Genomic DNA, 18,572 nt, shown 5'->3' on the forward strand with positions numbered 1-18,572 from the left:
CACGCGTCCTACCAGCAGCGGCAGTTGAGGTACTCCCGGGAGAGTACGGACGCCCCGCGACACGCCGGGCCGGAAGTAGCCGCAGGGAGCCCGCCCGCGAGGAAGCCTGTACGCCCGCCCCGACCGCCGTGCCGTGCCTCAGCCCAGCCAGCCCGGCCGCACCAGCCCCGACTCGTAGGCCAGCACCACCAGTTGCGCCCGGTCCCGCGCCCCCAGCTTCACCATCGCCCGGCTGACGTGCGTCTTCGCCGTCAGCGGGCTGACCACCAGCCGCCGGGCGATCTCCTCGTTGGACAGCCCCATCCCGACCAGCGCCAGCACCTCGCGCTCCCGCTCGGTCAGCATCGAGACGTCCGAGAGCCCCTCCGGGACCGTCTCGGGCCCCTTGGAGCGGGCCGCGAACTCGCCGATCAGCCGCCTGGTCACGCCCGGCGAGAGCAGCGCGTCCCCGGCCACCGCGACCCGGATCGCCCGCAGCAGGTCGGCCGGTTCGGTGTCCTTGACCAGAAAGCCCGACGCCCCCGAGCGCAGCGCCTCGAAGACGTACTCGTCCAGCTCGAAGGTGGTCAGCACGACCACCCGTACGGAGGACAGCGCCGGATCGCCGGCGATCCTCCTGGTGGCCTCCAACCCGTCCATCCGGGGCATCCGGACGTCCATCAGCACGACGTCGGGCACCAGTTCGCGGGCGAGCCGCAGCGCCGCCTCGCCGTCGTCCGCCTCGCCGACCACGGTGAGGTCGTCCTGGAGGTCCAGCAGGGCCCGGAATCCCGCCCGGACCAGCAGTTGGTCATCCGCCAGCAGTACCCGAATCAATCGCTCTCCGCCTTCGGTGTCGGCAGCTCCGCCCGGACCCGGAAGCCGCCGCCGGGAAGCGGCCCCGCCGTGATGGTGCCACCGAACGCGGAGGCGCGTTCCCGCATCCCGACCAGCCCGCTGCCGGACCCGCCGGCGTCCGAGACCACCGCGGGCCCCGGGTCCTCGACCCGGACCACCAGGACGGACGCGTCCCGCCAGTCCAGCACCACGACCGCCTCCCGGGCCACCGAGTGCCGGATGACGTTGGTCAGCGCCTCCTGGACGATCCGGAAGGCGGTGAGGTCGACGGTGGCGGACAGCGGGCGGCGCCCGCCGTCCTCGTGCACCTCGACCGTCAGGCCCACCCGGTCGGCCTGCTCGGTGAGTTCGTCCAGCCGCCCCAGCCCGGGGGCCGGCCCGCGCGGCGCCGCGTCGGGCCCGCGCAGCGTGGCGAGCACCTGGCGGACCTCGCCGAGCGCCTCCTTGCTGGTCGACTTGATGGTGACCAGCGCCGTACGGGCCTCCTCCGGCCGCCGGTCGAGCAGCGCCAGCGCGACCCCGGCCTGGATGCTGATCAGCGACAGGCTGTGCGCCAGGATGTCGTGCAACTCCCGCGCCATCTTGAGCCGTTCCTCATTGGCGCGGCGCTGCTCCAGCTGCTGCCGGTAGGCCCGGTGGGCGGCGATCCGCTCGCGCCGGAAGCGGATCAGCTCGGCGACCGCCAGCATCAGCAGCAGCCAGGCCAGCAGGCCGAGTTCCACCTGCCAGACGAATCGGGGCTTGGCGGCGCGCAGCCAGCCGTCCGGCAGGACGAAGGACACCAGGACGTGCACCAGGTACACCCCGGCGACCCCCGTCCAGGCCGCCCGGCGGTGTCCGCAGCCGATCGCGAAGCTGCAGGCGATCACCCAGCTCACGAACACCGGGCCGTACGGGTACCCGGCGGCCAGGTACCCGGCGGTGACCAGCGACGTCCCCGCCACCGCGGCGACCGGGCGGCGCCCGAACACCGCCAGCAGCGCCGGGCCGAGCAGCAACAGCAGGTACCCGACGGCGTCCAGCGGGGCCCGGCCGGCCTGGTGGCGGGCGGCGAAACCCGACCCGACCACCTGGACCACGGCGGACGCCACCGCCAGCCGCACCGGCAGCCCGGAGCGGGCCCCCCGCGCCCACGGCGGGCGCCACGGTTCGGGCGGCGCCTCCGGGGAGGGCGGCCCCTGCTCCGGCGGTCGGGACGTGGGCGGCATCATGCCCGGAAGGCTAGACCCGCGCCCCGCCCCCGCGCGTCCTCCACCAGTGGCGTTCGGGCGTACTCCCGCTGGAGTACGCCCGAAGCGGTCAGCTACGTGCGCCTACCCCTCCGCCCGAGCCTGCGATTACCACCTACTCCTCCGCCCGAGCCCCCGCCTGCGCCTTCTCCTCCGCCTCCGCGAAGGTCGCCGACGCCTCCGGCCGCGCCAGCGTCACCGCCAGCTCGCCGTCGTCGACGTCCGCGACCAGCGTGTCCCCCTCCCGGACCGTCCCGTCCAGCAGCAGGTTGGAGATCCGGTTGTCCAGCTCCGACTGGATCGTCCGGCGCAGCGGCCGGGCCCCGAACTCCGGCTGGTAACCGCGGTTGACCAGGTACTCCTTGGCCGCCTCGGTGACCTCCAGCCGCACGTCCTGGGCCCGCAGCCGCCGCCGGCTGCGCTCCAGCAGCAGGTCGACCACCGACAGCAGGTCCTTCCGGGTGAGCGCGTGGAAGACGATCACCTCGTCGATCCGGTTGAGGAACTCCGGCCGGAACTGCTGTCGCAGGTCCCGCATCAGGTCGTCCCTGATCTCGTCGACGTTCCCGGAGTGGTCCAGGATCCGTTGCGAGCCGAGGTTGCTGGTCATGATCACCACGGTGTTGCGGAAGTCGACCGTACGCCCCTGGGAGTCGGTCAGCCGCCCGTCGTCCAACACCTGGAGCAGCAGGTTGAAGACGTCCGGGTGCGCCTTCTCCACCTCGTCGAAGAGCAGCACGCTGTACGGCTTGCGCCGGACCGCCTCGGTCAGCTGCCCCGCCTCCTCGTAGCCGACGTAGCCGGGCGGGGAGCCGACCAGCCGGGAGACGGTGTGCTTCTCCTGGAACTCGCTCATGTCGAAGCGGATCATCCGGTCCGGGTCGCCGAACAGCAGCGCCGCCAGGGCCTTGGCCAGCTCGGTCTTGCCGACGCCGGTCGGGCCGAGGAAGAGGAACGAGCCGGTCGGACGGTCCGGGTCGCCCATCCCGGCGCGACCGCGGCGCACCGCCTGGGCGACGGCGGTGACCGCCTCGTCCTGGCCGATCACCTTCTCGTGCAGGTGGTCCTCCAGCTTGAGCAGCCGCTCCTTCTCGGTCGCGTTCAGCTCCGCGACCGGGATGCCGGTGCGGGAGGACAGCACCTGCGCGATGTCGTCGGCGGTCACGTCGACGACCTCCTCGCGGGACTCGGCGATCGCCGCCAGCTCGTCCTCGGTCCGCCGCAGCTCGGACTTGAGGTTGGCGGCCCGCACGAACTCCTCGTCCGCGACGGCCTCGTCCAACTCCCGCTTCAACTTGGTGATCCGGTCCTGCACCGAGGTCGCCGCGCTGGAGCCGCTGAGGCTGCGCAGCCGCACCCGGGCACCGGCCTGGTCGAGCAGGTCGATCGCCTTGTCGGGCAGGAAGCGGTCGCTGACGTACCGGTCGGAGAGCGTCGCCGCCGCGTCCAGCGCCTCGTCGCTGAACCGCACCTGGTGGTGCGCCTCGTACGCGTCGCGCAGCCCCTGGAGGATCTCGACCGTCTCCTCGACGCTCGGCTCCGGCACCAGCACCGGCTGGAAGCGGCGCTCCAGCGCGGCGTCCTTCTCCACGTGCTTGCGGTACTCGTCCAGGGTGGTCGCGCCGACCACGCTCAACTCGCCGCGTGCCAGCGCCGGTTTGAGGATGTTGCCGGCGTCCATCGACCCTTCGCCGCCACCGCCCGCGCCGACCACGGTGTGCAGCTCGTCCAGGAACAGGATGACGCTCTTCTCGGCGGCGGTGACCTCGTCGATCACGCTCTTCAGGCGCTCCTCGAACTCGCCCCGGTACTTGGAGCCGGCCACCAGCGCGGTCAGGTCCAGGGTGACCACCCGCTTGTCCCGCAGGCTCTGCGGCACGTCCCCGGAGACGATCCGCTGGGCCAGGCCCTCGACGATCGCGGTCTTGCCGACGCCCGGCTCGCCGATCAGCACCGGGTTGTTCTTGGTCCGCCGGGAGAGGATCTCCACGGTCTGCTCGATCTCCTCGGCCCGCCCCACCACCGGGTCCAGCCGGCCCGCGCGCGCCGCCTCGGTGAGGTCCTGCCCGTACTCGTCCAGGGTCGGCGTCCCGCTCGGGTGCACGCCCGTACTGCTGCGCTCGCCGCCGGTGCCGCGCCCGTCCAGCACCGACTTCAACGCCTCCTGCGAGGGCGCCGCGTTGCGCAGCGCCGTCCCCGCACCGGACCGCTCCTGCTCCAGCAGCGCGCCGAGGATGTGCTCAGGGCCGATGTACGAGGCACCGACCGCCTGCGAGCGGGCGTGCGCGGCGAGCAGCGCGCGCTTGGCCGAGGGGGTCAGCGCGGGCTGTCCGTCCAGCGACTCGGGGTTGCCCGCCGGCAACGCGTACTCCAGGTCACCGGAGAGCCGGTCCGGGTCGATGCCCGCGCGCTCCAGCATCCGCCGCGAGGGCTCCACCCGGGTGGCCGCCCAGGCGAGGTGCGCGGTGTCCAGGTCGCTGCTGCCGTCCTCGGCCGCGCGCTGCGCGGCGAGCCCCAGCAGCTCCTGGGAGGACTCGCTGAGCAACCGCCCGATCGGCACCCGCTGCACCGCGGGCGGGGAGGCCAGCGGACTCATCCCGAAGAACCGGCTGAGCAGGTCGGAGAACGGGTCGTTCGATCCGAACGGGGGCATGGTCACGGCGGTTCACCTCTCCCAAGCGGTTTGCAGCCACACAAACACAGGGCGCGTCCGCCCGCCCGTCGAGCAGCCCCGGCCCGGGGCACCGGCCGGTCGGCCAACCCGCCGTCGAGCCAACCCGCCGTCGAGCCGACCCGCCGTCGAGCACGTCAGCCGGTGAGGCGGTCCAGCAGCACCCCGCCGCTGTACGTCACCGCCATCGCCAGCAGCCCGCCCGCCACGTTGCGCGCCACCGCCCGCCCCGGCCCCGCCCCGCCGAGCCGGGCGCTCGTCCAGCCCGAGACCGTCAGCGCCAGCACCACCGCGGCCGCCGTCACCCCCAGCCGCCACGACTCCGGCGGCAGCATCACCGCCAGCAGCGGTACCAGCGCGCCCAGCGTGAACGCGGCCGCGCTGGCCAGCGCCGCCTCCCAGGGGTTGGTCAACGCCTCGGGGTCGATGCCGAGTTCGGTCTGCGCGTGGGCCGCCAGCGCGTCCCGGGCGGTCAGCGCCGTGGCCACCTCCCGGGCCAGGCCGTCGGTCAGCCCGCTGTCCCGGTAGTAGTCGGTCAGTTCGTCGAGCTCCCCCTCCGGGTCCTCGGCCAGCTCACGCCGTTCCTTCGCCAACGCGGCCCGCTCGGTGTCCCGTTGGGTGCTGACCGAGACGTACTCGCCGGCCGCCATCGACATCGCCCCCGCCAGCAGCCCGGCCACCCCCGCCGCGAGCAGCGCGGTGCGGGACCCGGCCGCGCCCGCCACGCCGGTGACGATCCCGGCCGTCGAGACCACGCCGTCGTTGGCGCCGAGCACCGCCGCCCGCAGCCAGTTCAACCGCGCCGACAGCTCCGCCCGGGTCTCCCCCGCCTGCTCCGCCATCCGCGCCCACCGCTCTCAGGGGTCCGTACGGTCCCCCCGATCCTCGCCCGCCGCCTCCGGCCCCGCCACCGGCCACTCGCCACCCGCCACCGGACGTCGGCCGCCACCGGACATCGGACGTCGGCCGTCAGCGCGTACGGCTCACCCGATCGGCGCAGCACCCTGAGCAGGTCAGGACCACCCGCCAGGGTCCGGCCGGCCCAACACCGGTGCCAGCGCCCGCCGCAGGTCCTCCGGCCCCCCGTAGAGCACCCCGGTCATCCCCAGCGCCACCGCCGCGTCCACGTTCTCCCGCCGGTCGTCGACGAACAGGCACCGCTCCGGCCTCGCCCCGGCCCGCTCGGCGGCGATCTCGTAGATCCGCCGGTCCGGCTTGGCGCTGCCCACCCGGGAACTGTTCACCACCTCGTCCGCCAGGTCCGTCAGCCCCAACCGCGCCAGGTCCTCGTCCAGCCACACCGTCGCATTGGTCACCAGCACCACCCGGCAGTGCTCCCGCACCCGCCGCAGCAGCTCCACCACGACCTCGTCCGCCCAGAACGGCGAGTTCGCGAACGCCTCCGCCAACCCCCGGGCCGCGTCCTCCGGCACCCGGCCGGCCAGCCCGCGCGCGATCGACTCCACCCACTCCGCCCGGCCGATCCGCCCCAGCAACAGCGGCAGGTCGTTCTCCGGCGCGAACCCGACCGCCGCCGTACTCCCCTCCCCCACCCCCGCCGCCCGCTCCAACGCCGCCACCCCGGCCCCGTCGAAGAACCGGATCACGCCGTCCACATCGCACAGCACCGCATCAAACGCCCTGTTCGTCACCCACTTCTCCTACCACGCAGGATCACCGCCCCCGCCACCCGGGTCCCGCATCCCGTCAGCGCCCGGTCGAGCCCGAACGGGACCACCCGCGCGGGACCAGCGCCGGAACACGGGCCCGGTAGCCCTCGTACTCCGCCCCGAACAGGCCGGCCATCATGCCGTCCTCGGCCCGCACCCTCAGCAGCAGCCAGGGAACGACGACGATCAGATAGGCGATCCACACCCCGAACCCGCACGCCAGCATCCCCCCGCCGATCAGCCCCAGCAGACCGGTGTAGATGGGGTGCCGCACCAGCCCGTACGGACCGTCGGTCCGCAGCTCGTGCCGCTCCTGAACGGCGGGCACACTCGCCCACATCGTGCCCAGCACCCACCGCGCCCACAACAGCAGCCCGGTCGACGCCACCACCAACACCCCACCCGCCGCGGCCAGTTCCGGCTGCCAGTAGCGCAACTGCCGCCAGAACCCCTGGGTCCGGTCCACCAGCCCCAGCACCACGTACACCCCGACCGCCAACAGCACCCGCCGCAGCAACGACCGGCGCAACCCGCCCAGCCACCCCCGGAACCCGGACCTCCCCACCACAGCGAAGTAGACGACACCCGCGACCCAGGCCACGCAGAAGATCGCCACGCACGTCCCGGTCAACACACCCATTGCCGACTGCAGAGCTCCCATCCCCCAAGGCTCCGCCGCCGCCCCGCCACCCCACCACCACCCCCGGGTGGACCCCCCACCCTCCACCCGCAGGTGGAGCCGCCCCGCCCCGAAACGCTGATGCCCCGTTGCGCGACGTCATCCCGTGGGCCGCAGGACCGACGCAGCAGGAGGCGGCGCGCGGCGCGCGGCGCGCCGGGAAAACTTCCTGGATCGGGGGGGCGTGCGGACCGGGAACAGCTGCTCATGGGCGGGTGGCGACCGAATTTGCCGAATATCCGACGCGACTAATCCCAGGTGGCCTCTGGGTCGGCCTGGCGGACGATCTCCGCCCGGGTGGGCGGTGATGTGCCCGGAGCTTCGAAGGGAAGTCCGATATGTCCGCGATTGCTGCTGTATGCCCCCCGCTTGGTCTCAAATTCTGAGACAAAGCGGGGGTTTGGCTGTTGATGGACATGGCTTCTGGTCGACCCCGAAAGCCATCGACGGGCATTGCGGAGCCCGTTACGGTTCTGATCATTGGCCCGTGCCGGAACGAATGCGCGGCACGCCGGAAAATCAGCGTCGTACTTCGTGGGAATTCGATGTCCGCTATTCGCGGCACAAGGCTCCCGTTTTCGCGGGTGTGGTGGGTGTCGAAACGCACGGAGCCATGGGAGGAAAGCAGTGACAAGTCGGGAATTCGTCGAAACGCTCACGGAGCTCTTTCAGCGGTCGGTGGAGCGCCATCCGGACCGGCCGGCCGTCAGCGATGACGCACGCACTCTGACCTATGCGCAGCTGGACCAGGAGTCCGATGCCGTCAGCGCGTTGCTCAGGAGCCGCGGGGTGGGCGCGGAGGACCGGGTCGGCCTGTACATGAGCCGGTCCGCGGACCTCTTCGTCTCGGTGCTCGGCGTCCTCAAGTCGGGTGCGGCGTACGTGGCCGTGGACTCGCGCTACCCGGACGGCCGCCGTGACCTCATGCTGACCAGCAGTGGCGCCAAGGTCGTCCTCACCGAGTCCGGCTGGGAGGAGCGGCTCGGCGCGATCCCGGCGGACGTGGTCTGCGTGGCCGACCGCGCCGGGTTCGCCGGGGCCGTGGACCGGGGCGTCGTGGCGCCCGGCAGCGCGGCCAGCGTGCTGTTCACCTCCGGCTCCACCGGCGAGCCGAAGGCGATCGTCCTGGAGCACCGCAACATCGTCTCCTTCGCCTGCAATCCGGGCATGGCCGCGCTGACGCCCGAGGACCGCACGGGCCAGGTCTCCAGCGTCTCCTTCGACGCCTTCCACTTCGAGATCTGGAGCACCTTCGCCCACGGCGCCCAGGCGGTCGTGCTGCCGCCGGTGCCGGACCTGCTCGCCGCGGACTTCCAGCGGCAGATGAAGAAGTACGGCATCACCGCGATGCTCGTGCCGACCATGGTGATCAACCACGTGGTCCGCGAGGACCGGGACGCCTTCGCCTCGCTGCGCCTGCTGCAGGCGGGCGGCGACGTGCTGCTGCCGTCGGCCTGCCGCGCTCTGCTGGACGGGCGGTTCAAGGGCAGCCTGTACAACCTCTACGGCCCCGCCGAGATCACCACCGCCTGCACCGCGCACCGGGTGACCGCCGAGGACGCCCAGTCCGACGTGATCCCGATCGGCCGCCCGCTGGACGGGGTGGAGCTGCGGGTGCTGTCCCCGGAGCTGGAGCCGGTGACCGCCGGCGAGACCGGCGAACTGTTCGTCAGCGGCCCCGGTGTGGCCCGTGGCTACCAGGACCGCCCGGACCTCACCGACGAGCGGTTCCTGGACCTGCCGGGCGAGAACGGCACCGGGCGCTTCTACCGCACCGGCGACCTGGTGCGGGAGCGCGAGGACGGCGTGCTGGTGTTCGTCGGCCGCGCCGACAACCAGGTGAAGATCCGCGGCTACCGGGTCGAGCCGGGTGAGGTCGAGCGGGGCCTGCGCCGCTACCCCGAGGTGCAGGAGGCCGTGGTCCTCCCGGCCGGCGAGGGCAACGACCGGCGGCTGGTCGCCTTCGTGGTGCTCGACGACGGCCTCGGCGTCAAGGAGCTGCGCGAGCGCGCCGAGCGGGACCTGCCGGACTTCATGGTGCCCAGCCAGTTCATCACCCAGGACCGCGTCCCGGCGACCGCGCACGGCAAGCGCGACCTGGACGCGCTGCGCGCGGTGCTCGCCAAGCACCAGGCGCGCGAGGAGGCGTACGCCGGTCCGCAGACCGAGACCGAGCAGTACCTCGTCGGGCTCTGGGAGAGCCTGCTCGGCACCGAACGCGTCAGCCGGGACGAGGACTTCTTCGGTCTGGGCGGCCACTCGCTGCTCGCCTTCCGGATGAACCACCGGATCAACCGGGAACTCGGCGTCTCGCTCGGGTACCCCGTCCTGCTCGACAACACCGTCCTGAAGAACCTCGCCGCGGCCATCGACGCGACCCGGGAAGGAGCCACGGCATGAGCGTGCGGACCGAGAACAAGCCGCAGACCGCCGGCATCGACCTGACCGACGTCGACCTGTTCGTGCGCGGCGACCACACGGCCGCCTTCGCCACCCTGCGGGCCGAGCAGCCGATCTACTGGAACGAGGGTGCCGACGGCAGCCGGTTCTGGGCCCTGACCACCTACGACGACGTGCTGTGGGCCTACCGCGACCACGAGACCTTCAGCTCCGGGCGCGGCGCGATCGTCGGCGGCTCCCTGCACAGCGAGGACGACACCTCGGCCGGCCGGATGCTGGTCACCACGGACCTGCCGCGGCACCGGATGCTCAAGCAGGTCATCCACCCGTCGATGTCCGCCACGATCGCCAAGCGCGTCGCGGCGCAGGTCGCCGAGCTGGTCGGACGGGCACTGGAGCGGACCCGGGCGGACGGCGGCTGCGACTTCTCCACCGACATCGCGCCCGAACTCCCGGCCGGCGCCCTGATGGTGATCATGGGCGTCGACCACGAGCAGGCCCAGCACCTCATCGGGCTGACCCGGCGGATGGTCGGCTACCGGGACGAGATCTTCGTGGACACCGGCGGCGACGCCCGGCTGCGGCTGGCCTGGCTGCAGGCCGAGGTGTTCGAGTTCTTCGCCGACATCGTCGCCGAGCGCCGCCGCAACCCCGGCGACGACCTGGTCAGCGCGCTGCTGACCTCGGAGGTCAACGGACGCCGGCTGACCGAGGAGGAGATCTTCTTCAACTGCATGAACGTCGCGGTCGGCGGCAACGAGACGTCCTCGTACACCGCGTGCACCGGCCTGCTCGCGCTGATGGACCACCCCGAGCAGTACCGGCGGCTGCGCGAGACGCCGGAGCTGACCGGGACCGCCGTCGAGGAGATGCTGCGCTGGAGCTCGACCAACGCCTATGTGCAGCGCGTCGCCAAGCGCGATGTCGTGCGCGGTGGGGTCGAGATCAAGGCGGGTGAGTCCGTCACGCTGTGGAACTACTCGGCGAACCGGGACGAGACCAAGTTCCAGGACCCGCACCTCTTCGACATCACCCGCACGCCCAACCGCCACCTGACCTACGGCTCGGGCCTGCACCGCTGCATCGGCGCCCCGATCGCCCAGGCCGAACTCTCGCTGCTCTTCGATCGGATGACGGAATCCGGCCTCACCTTCCGGCTCGCCGGCGAGGTGCGCCGACTGCGCTCGAACTTCCTGCTCGGCATCACCCGGCTCCCCGTGGAAGTCGTCTCATGAGCGCGCCCGTCGTGAACACCGCCGTCCTGAACACCTCTGCCCCCTACGCCCTCGGTGAGCGCATCGAGCAGGTGGTGGCCCACCACGCCCGGCTCAGGCCGGACGCCGTCGCCCTCCAGCAGGGCGACCGGACCGTCGGCTACGCCGAACTCACCGAGCGGGCCGAGCTGGTGGCAGCCGCGCTGCGCCACCTCGGCGTCGGACCGGACGGCCACGTCGCGGTGCGCATACCGCGCTCCCCGGAGCTGGTGACCGCCCTGCTCGGCGTGCTCCGGGCCGGCGCCGCCTACGTGGCGGTCGACCCGCAGTGGCCGCAGGGCCGGGTCGAGGACACCGTGCGCGGCACCGGCACGGCGCTGTTCATCACCGACCGGCCGGGCGGGCCGGTCGTCGGACAGGTGCCGGCCGTCACCCTCGACTCCCTGCTGAGCCTGGGGCGCACCGTCCCGGTCCCCGAGCCGCTCACCGACGGCACCCGGGCGGCCAGCGTCTTCTACACCTCCGGCTCCACCGGAGCGCCCAAGGGCGTGCTGTCCCCGCACCGGGGAACGGTCCGCACCCTCGTCGACTGCCCGACCATCCCGCTCGACCGGGACACGGTCTTCCTCCAGGCGGCCCCGCTGCCCTGGGACGGACTCTCCCTGGAGCTGTGGGCGCCGCTGCTCAACGGCGGCCGCTGCGTGCTGCTCGACCGGACGGTCCCGGCCCTGGACGCCGAGGCGCTGGACCGGGCCGTGCGGCAGGGCGTCAACAGCCTCTGGCTCACCAGCTCGCTGTTCAACGTGATGGCCGAGGAGCGCCTCGAACTCTTCGGCGGGCTACGCCTGTTGCTCGTCGGCGGGGAGCGGGTGTCGGTGGCCCACGCCCGCCGGGTGCTGACCGGGTTCCCCGGGCTGCACATGGTCAACGGGTACGGCCCGGCGGAGGGCACCATCTTCGCCACCAACCACGTGATCCGCCCGGCCGACGTGGCGGACGGCAGCACGGAGATCCCGATCGGCCGGCCGATCCCCCGCACCACGGTGGTCCTGCTCGACGCCGAGGGACGGCCCGCCGCACCCGGCGAGACCGGGGAGATCGCGGTGGGCGGCGACGGAGTGGCCCTCGGGTACGCGGGCAACCCCGAGGAGACCGCGCGCCGGTTCTACACCGAGGACGGCACGCGCTACTACCGCACCGGCGACCTCGCGGTGCTCGACACCGAAGGGCTGCTGCGCTACCGAGGGCGGGCCGACCACCAGTTCAAGATCCGGGGCGTCCGGATCGAGGCCGGCGAGGTCGAGGCCGTCCTGGAGGACCACCCCGCGGTCACCGGCTGCTGCGTGCTGCCGCTGGAGACCGCGCCCGGCCGCGTCCAGCTTGCCGCGCTCTACACGACGGCCGACAAACTGGCCCTGGATGAACAGGAGTTGAAGCAGTACGCGGCGCGCAACCTGCTCGACGCGATGGTGCCGACGCTGCTGCGCCACACCGCCCAGCTGCCGCTGAACGTGAACGGGAAGGCGGACCGCAAGGCGGCCGAGGCGCTGCTACGCGAAGCGGCCGGTCCGGCGCCCCTCCAGGCCCAGGAAGCCGAGGGCGGTTCGCCGCTCCTCGACGACATCCGCGCGCTGCTCGGCCGCCCCGACCTCGCCGAGCGGGACGACCTCGTGCTCGCGGGCGCGAGCTCGCTCGACGTGATCCGCCTGGCAGCCCGGGCGGGCGCCCGGTTCGGTGCCCGGCTCACCGCCTCGGACGTCTACCGGCTCCGCACCCCGGAGGCCATCGCCGAGCACTGCGCGCAGGCGGCCGCCCCGGCGGAGGAACTGCCGCCGCCCGGCGGGCAGGGCGCCGCCGACGCGCCCCTGTCGCACGCCCAACAGCGGTTCTGGCTGGCGGAGATGACCTCCCCGGGCAGCGCCGACAACATGATCGTGCTCGCCTACGCGCTGACCGGCCCGCTGCGGCCCGAGCTGCTGGAAGCGGCGCTCGGCGACGTGGTCGAGGTCCACCCGGCGCTGCGCACCGTCTATCCCTGGCTGGACGACGCGCCCGTGCAGCGGGTGCTCGCACCCCGGGACGCGGCCGTCGCCCTGGAGCGCGTCGAGGCCCCCGAAGGAGCCGTGAACGCACAGGAGTTCACGGAGAAGGCCACCGCCGACTGGTGGACGTCGCCGTTCTCGCTGGAGGACGAGGTGCCGCTGCGGGTGAGGCTGTGCCGGATCGCGGACGACCGGCACCTGCTCTGCCTCCACGTGCACCACATCGCCTTCGACGGCTGGTCGGAGTCGGTGTTCATGGACGAGCTGGCACGGGCCTACGGCGCGCGGTTGGCCGAGGTGCCGCACCAGGCTGAACCGGCCCTGACGTACGGGGAGTTCAGCACCTGGGAGGCGACCCGGCTGGCCGACTGGGCAGCCCGCGACCTGTCCTTCTGGGAGGAGCGGCTGGCCGGTGCGCCGGGGCCCTTCCTGCCCGTGCCCGCCCGTACGTCCAGCGGTCCGGTACCCCGGCTCGAACGGGTCCTCAAGGTCGACGCGTCGACCGTGCGGGGACTCGAACGGGCAGCCGCCCGGCACGGCGGCCCGACCCTCGCGGCCCTGCTCGCCGGCGCGGCCCGGGCGATGGCCCGCACCTTCGACACCGACGACCTCACCCTCGGCTCGGTGACCGCGGGCCGCTTCGACCCGGCGCTGGAGCCGGTGGTCGGTTACTTCGTCAACCCGTTCGCCGTTCCGCTGACCGGGGTCCGCGACGCCGACACCGCGGGCCTCCTGGACCAGGCGGCCACCCGCGTGGTGACGCACCTGCGGCACACCCACACGCCCTTCGACGAGCTGGTGCGCGCCTTCGCACCGCCCCGGGACCGGCACCCCTGGTTCCAGGCCTGGGTCGTCCTCCAGGGGCAGCCCCCGCACCGCGCCCTCGGGGGCGGGGTCGCCGTCGAGGCCGTGCGGGTGCGCCCGCCGAGCACCGACATCGAGCTGATGCTGGAGGCCTTCCCGTCCCCGGACGGCTCCTGGGACCTCGTCCTCCTGTGGCGCGCCGACGGCATCACGGCGTCCCGGGCCGAGGCCCTCCTGGCCGAGCTGCACACCGCGCTCGGCGAAACCGCAGACCGCACCTGAGGGGGATCCACCATGCAGACGCAGCCCTTGGCGCCGCCGCAGGCGTCGACCGAGCCGGCCTCCGCGCACCTGCGCGCCGTCCGCACGTACTACGAGCTCGTCGACTCCGGACAGGTGCAGGACCTCGTCGAACTCTTCGCGGACGACGCCGAGTACCACCGGCCGGGCTACGAACCCCTGGTCGGCAGAGCGCAGTTGACCGACTTCTACCGGACGCGGCGGGTGATCCGGGAGGGCCGGCACACCGTCACCACCACCGTGGAGTCCGGTGACAGCGTCGCCGTGCACGGCGAGTTCAACGGAGTGCTCCACGACGACCGGGAGACCAGCCTGCGCTTCGCGGACTTCTTCCGGCTGGACGCGGACGGCCGGTTCAGCCGGCGCGACACGTTCTTCTTCGCCCCGCTCGTCTGAGCCGGGGGCACGACCGCTGATCGAAAGGCCCGTGGCCTCATGAGCTCCTCCGCCGTGCGGCGTTGGCTGCGCCGCTTCCATCCGGCACCGCACGCCCCGACCAGGCTCGTCTGCCTGCCCCATGCGGGCGGCTCCGCGAGCTTCTACTTCCCCTTCTCGCAGGCGCTCTCCACGAGTGCCGAGGTGCTGACCGTCCAGTACCCCGGCCGCCAGGAGCGGTACCACGAAGCCGGCCTGACCGATCTGCACGCCATGGCCGACCGCATCGCCGAGGCCCTGGAGGCCGAGACGGACGGCCGTCCGCTCGCCCTCTTCGGGCACAGCATGGGCGCCATGCTCGCCTACGAGGTCGCGTGCCGCGTCGAGGACCGCGGCGGCGCGGTGGAGGTGCTGTTCGCCTCCGGTCGGCGGGCCCCGTCCTGTCCGCACGGCTTGGAGAGCGTGCACACCCTGACCGACGAGGGCCTGGTGGCCGAGCTGGGCGCGATGGGCGGCACCGACACCGAACTGCTCACCACCCCCGGCATGCTGCGGATGGTGCTGCCCGCGATCCGCAGCGACTACGAGGCGGTGGAGACCTACCGCCCCCGGCAGCGCCCGCCACTTCGCTGCCCGGTCCAGGTGCTGACGGGCGACAGCGACCCCCGGGTCGACCTCGACCAGGCCGCTGCCTGGGCCCGGCACACCGTCGGCCCCTTCGACCTCCGGGTCCTCTCCGGCGGCCACTTCTACCTCACCGCACACCAGGCCGCAGTCGTCGACCTGGTGCGGCAGCGGCTGGCCGAACCGACCGCACTCGCGGCCGGCCGACTTCCGTACTCCAACGTTGGGTGACTAGCCATGCAGTTGATCTTCCGCGGGGTGCCCGTCCGATGACCGAGACGCGCACCACCGCCTACCGCCTCCTGTGGAAGGAATCCCGCCCCGTTCGGCCGCTCTCGGCCGCCGCGCTGGGCGTCCTCACCGTCAGCGTGGTCGCCACCCTGGCCGGCCCGCTCCTCGTCCAGTACTTCATCGACCGGATGACCGCGGGCAGCGGCACCGCGGTGCTGGCCGGCGTGGCCGTCTGGTACCTGCTCGTCGCCCTCGTCGGCGGCGCGGCCCGGGTCTGGGCCAGCTACCTGTCCGTGCAGTGCAGCTGGCGGATCGCCGACGGCCTGCGGATGCGGCTGCTGCGGCACATGGCGGTCGAACGCCCGGTGCTCGACGTGGAGAGCCGCGCCTCCGGAGAGGTGCTGGAGCAGGTCGAGGGCAACGCCGACATCGTCGGCCGGGCGATCGCCGAGTCCGGCTTCCGCATGGTCAGCAACATCGCGGTGGGCCTCGGCACCATCGTGATGATGTCGACCGTCCTGCCCGCCGCAGGCCTCGCCATCTCGGTGCTCGTCGTCGGCGTCTGCTTCGTCCTGTCCCGGCTCGCCCGCCGTTCGGTCCGGCGCTGGGAGACGGCCCGCCGCCAGCAGGCCTCGCTCTTCGGCTTCGTCGGCGACTCGCTGGCGGCGCGGGACGACCTGCTGGTGCTCGGCGAGTCCGGCTGGGCCGCCCGGCGCACCCGGACCGGACTGGACGCGCTGCTGCGCACCGAGGGCCGTGCCTACATCAGCGGGCGGGTGTTCTGGCCGGTGACCCAGCTGTGCACCGCGGTCGCCTTCGGCCTCGGATTCGGCTTCGGTCTGCACCAGGTGCAGCAGGGCAGCATGTCGGTCGGCACCCTGACCATGATCTACCTGTACGTCGGGCTGCTCCAGCAGCCGCTGGAGGAGATGTCCTCGCAGGCCGGCCAGATGCAGCAGATGACGGCCGTCCTGCAGATGTCCGCCCGGCTGCTGAAGGACGACGAGCCCGCCCGCGCGGCCGGACCGGAGCAGGCCACCCTGCCGGACGGCCCGCTGGAGGTCGCCTTCGAGAACGTGGGCTTCCGCTACGGCGAGGCCCCCGTGCTGCGGGACGTCACCTTCACCGTCGCGCCCGGCCGCAGCCTCGGCATCGTCGGGCCCACCGGCGCCGGCAAGAGCACCGTGGTGAACCTGCTGTGCGGCCTGGCCGAACCGGCCGAGGGCCGGGTGCTGATCGGCGGTGTGGACGTGCACCGCATCCCGCCGCGGGAGTTCGCCCGCCGGGTGACCGTACTGAGCCAGCGGGCCCACGTGTTCGCCGCCTCGGTGCGCGAGAACGTCACGCTCTTCGACGACTCCGTGGCCGCGGAGCGGGTCTGGGACGTGCTGGAGCGGCTCGGTGCCGCCGACTGGGTGCGCGAGCTCCCGGACGGCCTGGACACCCGCGTCGGCACCGGCGCCCGGGTCCTCTCGGAGGGCGAGAAGCAGGTCCTCGCGGGAGCCAGGGCGCTGATCCGCCCGTACAGCCTGCTCGTCGTCGACGAGGGCACCTCCCGCTTCGACCCGGAGACCGAACGCAGCTGGGCGGCGCTGCTCGACACCGTGATGCGCGACCGCACGGTCGTCATGGTCGAGCACCACCTGGGCACGCTCGCCGGCGTCGACGAACTGATGTCCATGGCGAGCGGACGTGTCGTGGACATCGTCCCCGCGCAGCCGGGAGGGACCCGATGACGAACACGACGCCGAACGAACACACCGGGCAGGAGCCGCGGATCGGCGGCATGCCGTTCCTGAGCCTCCTGGGCCGCTCGGCCCTGCGGCTGCGCTGGCTGTACGGCTCGGTGATGGCCTGCTGGACCCTGATCTACGGCATCCCGCTGGTGGTCGGGGCCCTGTTCGCCGACCTCATCGACCAGGCCGGCAAGCCCCCGGTCGACAGCGGCACCTGGTGGCTGCTCTGGGCCGCGGTCGCGCTGACGGCGGTGCGCGCGCTGGTGCTGTGGGTCGGCCTCCAGCTGACCTTCACCCTGATCTTCCGGACCAGCGCCTGGATGAAGGTGCAGGTACTCGGCAGACTGCTCGGCCGGCCGAGCGCGCACGCGGCGGTCGACGGCAACGGCGAGATCCTCAACCGGCTGCGCGACGACACCGACGAGATCGGCGGGCTCCTGGAGTGGACCACCGACCTGCTCTACCGCTCGGTGCTCCTGGTGATCGCCGTCGCCGTGCTCGTCCGCAATGACCTCGTCATGACGGCCCCGCTGCTGCTGCAGCTCGTCGGTCTGTGGGGGTCGGTCTTCCTCAAGCGCCGGGTCGCGGACCTCCAGGCCGAGACCCGCACCCGGCAGGGCCGGATCGGCGCGGAGATCACCGACACCCTCACCGGCATCCGCGACCTGCGGCTCGCCGGGGCGATCGAGGGCCGACTCGCCGCCCTGGAGCGGAAGTTCGCCGAGCGCCGGGCCGTCCAGCTGCGCCACCAGGTGTACCTGGACCTGCTCTCCGACCTGTTCCGCAACCTGGTGACGGTCGGCACCGCGGTGGTGCTGCTCACCGTCGCCGTCCGGGTCGCGGACGGCGGGTTCACCGTGGGCAAGCTGGTGCTGTTCCTGACCTACGCGAGCTGGCTCGGCCAGCAGATGTACTTCTTCGGGAAGATCCTGGCCCGCTACCAGGGCGGCAAGGTCGCCTACGGCCGGCTCGCCCAGCTCGCGGGCGACGAGAACGGCCCGGCCGCGTCCGTACCGGACGAGCCGCTGCGCGAGCTCACGGTGTCCGGGCTGACCAGCGTCGCGCCCGAGGGGGTCAGGGGAATCGAACCGGTCGACTTCCGGGTGCGGCCCGGCCAACTCGTGGCCGTCACCGGGGAGATCGGCTCCGGCAAGAGCACCGTCGTCCGGGCCCTGCTCGGGCTCCAGCCCGAGGTGCTCGGCAGCGTCCACTGGAACGGCACCGACGTCACCGGCAACACGGCCGCCCTGGCCGCCCCCCGGGTCGGGTACGCCCGCCAGCAGTCCAAGTTCGTGGGCGGCACGCTGCGCGAGAACCTGCTGCTCGGCGACGAGGACATCCCTGCCGAGCGGCTCGCCGCGGCCCTCGCCGCGGTCAACCTGCGGCCCGGTTCGGCGGAACTCCCGCTCGGCCTCGACACCGAACTCGACTCCGGTGAGGCCACCCAGATCTCCGGCGGCCAGCGCCAGCGCCTGGCGCTCGCCCGGATGCTCTGCCGGCCCGCCGAGGTGTACGTCGTCGACGACTGCGACTCCTCGCTGGACGGGCCGACCGCCCGGGAGATCTGGCGGACCCTGCCCGAGCAGTGGCCGGGCGCCTGGATCGTCGTCTCGCACAACCCGGAGCTGATCGCCGCCGCCGACACCGTGGTGACCGTCACCCGGGGCCGGGTGCCCGAGCCCGTCGCGGCCTCGTGAGGCGCACCGCGCCCGCGCCCGTCCCCGCCCCCGCACGACCACGCCGTCGTCCATCCACGCACA

13 protein-coding genes are annotated in these 18,572 nt (G+C 73.0%); 7 read left to right on the forward strand and 6 right to left on the reverse strand.

From position 1 onward, the window contains the following. Positions 1-138: 138 nt before the first annotated feature. The 6 genes from ACFVXG_RS16365 to ACFVXG_RS16390 form a co-directional block, all read right to left on the reverse strand. The gene (locus tag ACFVXG_RS16365; RefSeq protein ID WP_387928070.1) at positions 139-816 is read right to left on the reverse strand and encodes a response regulator; all 678 of its coding nucleotides are present in this window, start codon (positions 814-816) and stop codon (positions 139-141) included. Continuing rightward, positions 813-2,048 (reverse strand): sensor histidine kinase, encoded by a 1,236-nt coding sequence (locus ACFVXG_RS16370; protein WP_387928071.1) that lies wholly within the window; start codon positions 2,046-2,048, stop codon positions 813-815. Before ACFVXG_RS16370 ends, ACFVXG_RS16365 begins: the two co-directional genes overlap by 4 nt. A gap of 133 nt (positions 2,049-2,181) precedes the next feature. Beyond that, positions 2,182-4,719, reverse strand: coding sequence for an ATP-dependent Clp protease ATP-binding subunit (locus ACFVXG_RS16375; protein WP_387928420.1), 2,538 nt, complete (start codon positions 4,717-4,719; stop codon positions 2,182-2,184). A gap of 155 nt (positions 4,720-4,874) precedes the next feature. Further along, complete coding sequence (locus ACFVXG_RS16380; RefSeq protein WP_387928073.1) at positions 4,875-5,579, reverse strand: VIT family protein; 705 nt, start codon at positions 5,577-5,579, stop codon at positions 4,875-4,877. Between the two features lie 171 nt (positions 5,580-5,750). Further along, complete coding sequence (locus tag ACFVXG_RS16385; protein WP_387928074.1) at positions 5,751-6,389, reverse strand: HAD family hydrolase; 639 nt, start codon at positions 6,387-6,389, stop codon at positions 5,751-5,753. 55 nt (positions 6,390-6,444) lie between these two features. Further along, positions 6,445-7,047 (reverse strand): methyltransferase family protein, encoded by a 603-nt coding sequence (locus ACFVXG_RS16390; protein WP_387928076.1) that lies wholly within the window; start codon positions 7,045-7,047, stop codon positions 6,445-6,447. A 717-nt stretch (positions 7,048-7,764) separates the two neighbouring features. Between ACFVXG_RS16390 and ACFVXG_RS16395 the strand changes: the two genes are divergently transcribed. The 7 genes from ACFVXG_RS16395 to ACFVXG_RS16425 are packed head-to-tail and all read left to right on the forward strand — an operon-like array spanning position 7,765 to position 18,509. Next, on the forward strand, positions 7,765-9,486 hold the full coding sequence (locus ACFVXG_RS16395) for a non-ribosomal peptide synthetase (RefSeq protein WP_387928077.1): 1,722 nt from the start codon (positions 7,765-7,767) through the stop codon (positions 9,484-9,486). After that, a complete protein-coding gene (locus ACFVXG_RS16400; RefSeq protein ID WP_387928078.1) occupies positions 9,483-10,721 on the forward strand; it encodes a cytochrome P450 in 1,239 nt (412 codons plus the stop codon). The genes ACFVXG_RS16395 and ACFVXG_RS16400 overlap by 4 nt, the downstream gene beginning before the upstream one ends. Continuing rightward, complete coding sequence (locus ACFVXG_RS16405; RefSeq protein ID WP_387928080.1) at positions 10,718-13,828, forward strand: amino acid adenylation domain-containing protein; 3,111 nt, start codon at positions 10,718-10,720, stop codon at positions 13,826-13,828. The genes ACFVXG_RS16400 and ACFVXG_RS16405 overlap by 4 nt, the downstream gene beginning before the upstream one ends. 12 nt (positions 13,829-13,840) lie before the next feature. Beyond that, a complete protein-coding gene (locus tag ACFVXG_RS16410; RefSeq protein WP_387928082.1) occupies positions 13,841-14,242 on the forward strand; it encodes a nuclear transport factor 2 family protein in 402 nt (133 codons plus the stop codon). Between the two features lie 39 nt (positions 14,243-14,281). After that, complete coding sequence (locus ACFVXG_RS16415; protein ID WP_387928084.1) at positions 14,282-15,076, forward strand: thioesterase II family protein; 795 nt, start codon at positions 14,282-14,284, stop codon at positions 15,074-15,076. A gap of 38 nt (positions 15,077-15,114) precedes the next feature. Next, positions 15,115-16,812 (forward strand): ABC transporter ATP-binding protein, encoded by a 1,698-nt coding sequence (locus ACFVXG_RS16420; RefSeq protein ID WP_387928086.1) that lies wholly within the window; start codon positions 15,115-15,117, stop codon positions 16,810-16,812. Further along, on the forward strand, positions 16,809-18,509 hold the full coding sequence (locus tag ACFVXG_RS16425) for an ATP-binding cassette domain-containing protein (RefSeq protein ID WP_387928088.1): 1,701 nt from the start codon (positions 16,809-16,811) through the stop codon (positions 18,507-18,509). The genes ACFVXG_RS16420 and ACFVXG_RS16425 overlap by 4 nt, the downstream gene beginning before the upstream one ends. Positions 18,510-18,572: the final 63 nt, after the last annotated feature.

Source organism: Kitasatospora sp. NPDC058162 (assembly GCF_042884005.1).
Taxonomy (GTDB): Bacteria; Actinomycetota; Actinomycetes; order Streptomycetales; family Streptomycetaceae; genus Kitasatospora.

What these genes read in the sequence shown, in the direction of transcription:
- ACFVXG_RS16380 (WP_387928073.1), bottom strand. Translation starts at nt 5,579, where the DNA reads ATGGCGGAGCAGGCGGGGGAGACCCGGGCGGAGCTGTCGGCGCGGTTG.
- ACFVXG_RS16405 (WP_387928080.1), top strand. Translation starts at nt 10,718, where the DNA reads ATGAGCGCGCCCGTCGTGAACACCGCCGTCCTGAACACCTCTGCCCCC.
- ACFVXG_RS16410 (WP_387928082.1), top strand. Translation starts at nt 13,841, where the DNA reads ATGCAGACGCAGCCCTTGGCGCCGCCGCAGGCGTCGACCGAGCCGGCC.
- ACFVXG_RS16415 (WP_387928084.1), top strand. Translation starts at nt 14,282, where the DNA reads ATGAGCTCCTCCGCCGTGCGGCGTTGGCTGCGCCGCTTCCATCCGGCA.
- ACFVXG_RS16390 (WP_387928076.1), bottom strand. Translation starts at nt 7,047, where the DNA reads ATGGGTGTGTTGACCGGGACGTGCGTGGCGATCTTCTGCGTGGCCTGG.
- ACFVXG_RS16425 (WP_387928088.1), top strand. Translation starts at nt 16,809, where the DNA reads ATGACGAACACGACGCCGAACGAACACACCGGGCAGGAGCCGCGGATC.
- ACFVXG_RS16375 (WP_387928420.1), bottom strand. Translation starts at nt 4,719, where the DNA reads ATGCCCCCGTTCGGATCGAACGACCCGTTCTCCGACCTGCTCAGCCGG.
- ACFVXG_RS16370 (WP_387928071.1), bottom strand. Translation starts at nt 2,048, where the DNA reads ATGATGCCGCCCACGTCCCGACCGCCGGAGCAGGGGCCGCCCTCCCCG.
- ACFVXG_RS16420 (WP_387928086.1), top strand. Translation starts at nt 15,115, where the DNA reads ATGACCGAGACGCGCACCACCGCCTACCGCCTCCTGTGGAAGGAATCC.
- ACFVXG_RS16400 (WP_387928078.1), top strand. Translation starts at nt 9,483, where the DNA reads ATGAGCGTGCGGACCGAGAACAAGCCGCAGACCGCCGGCATCGACCTG.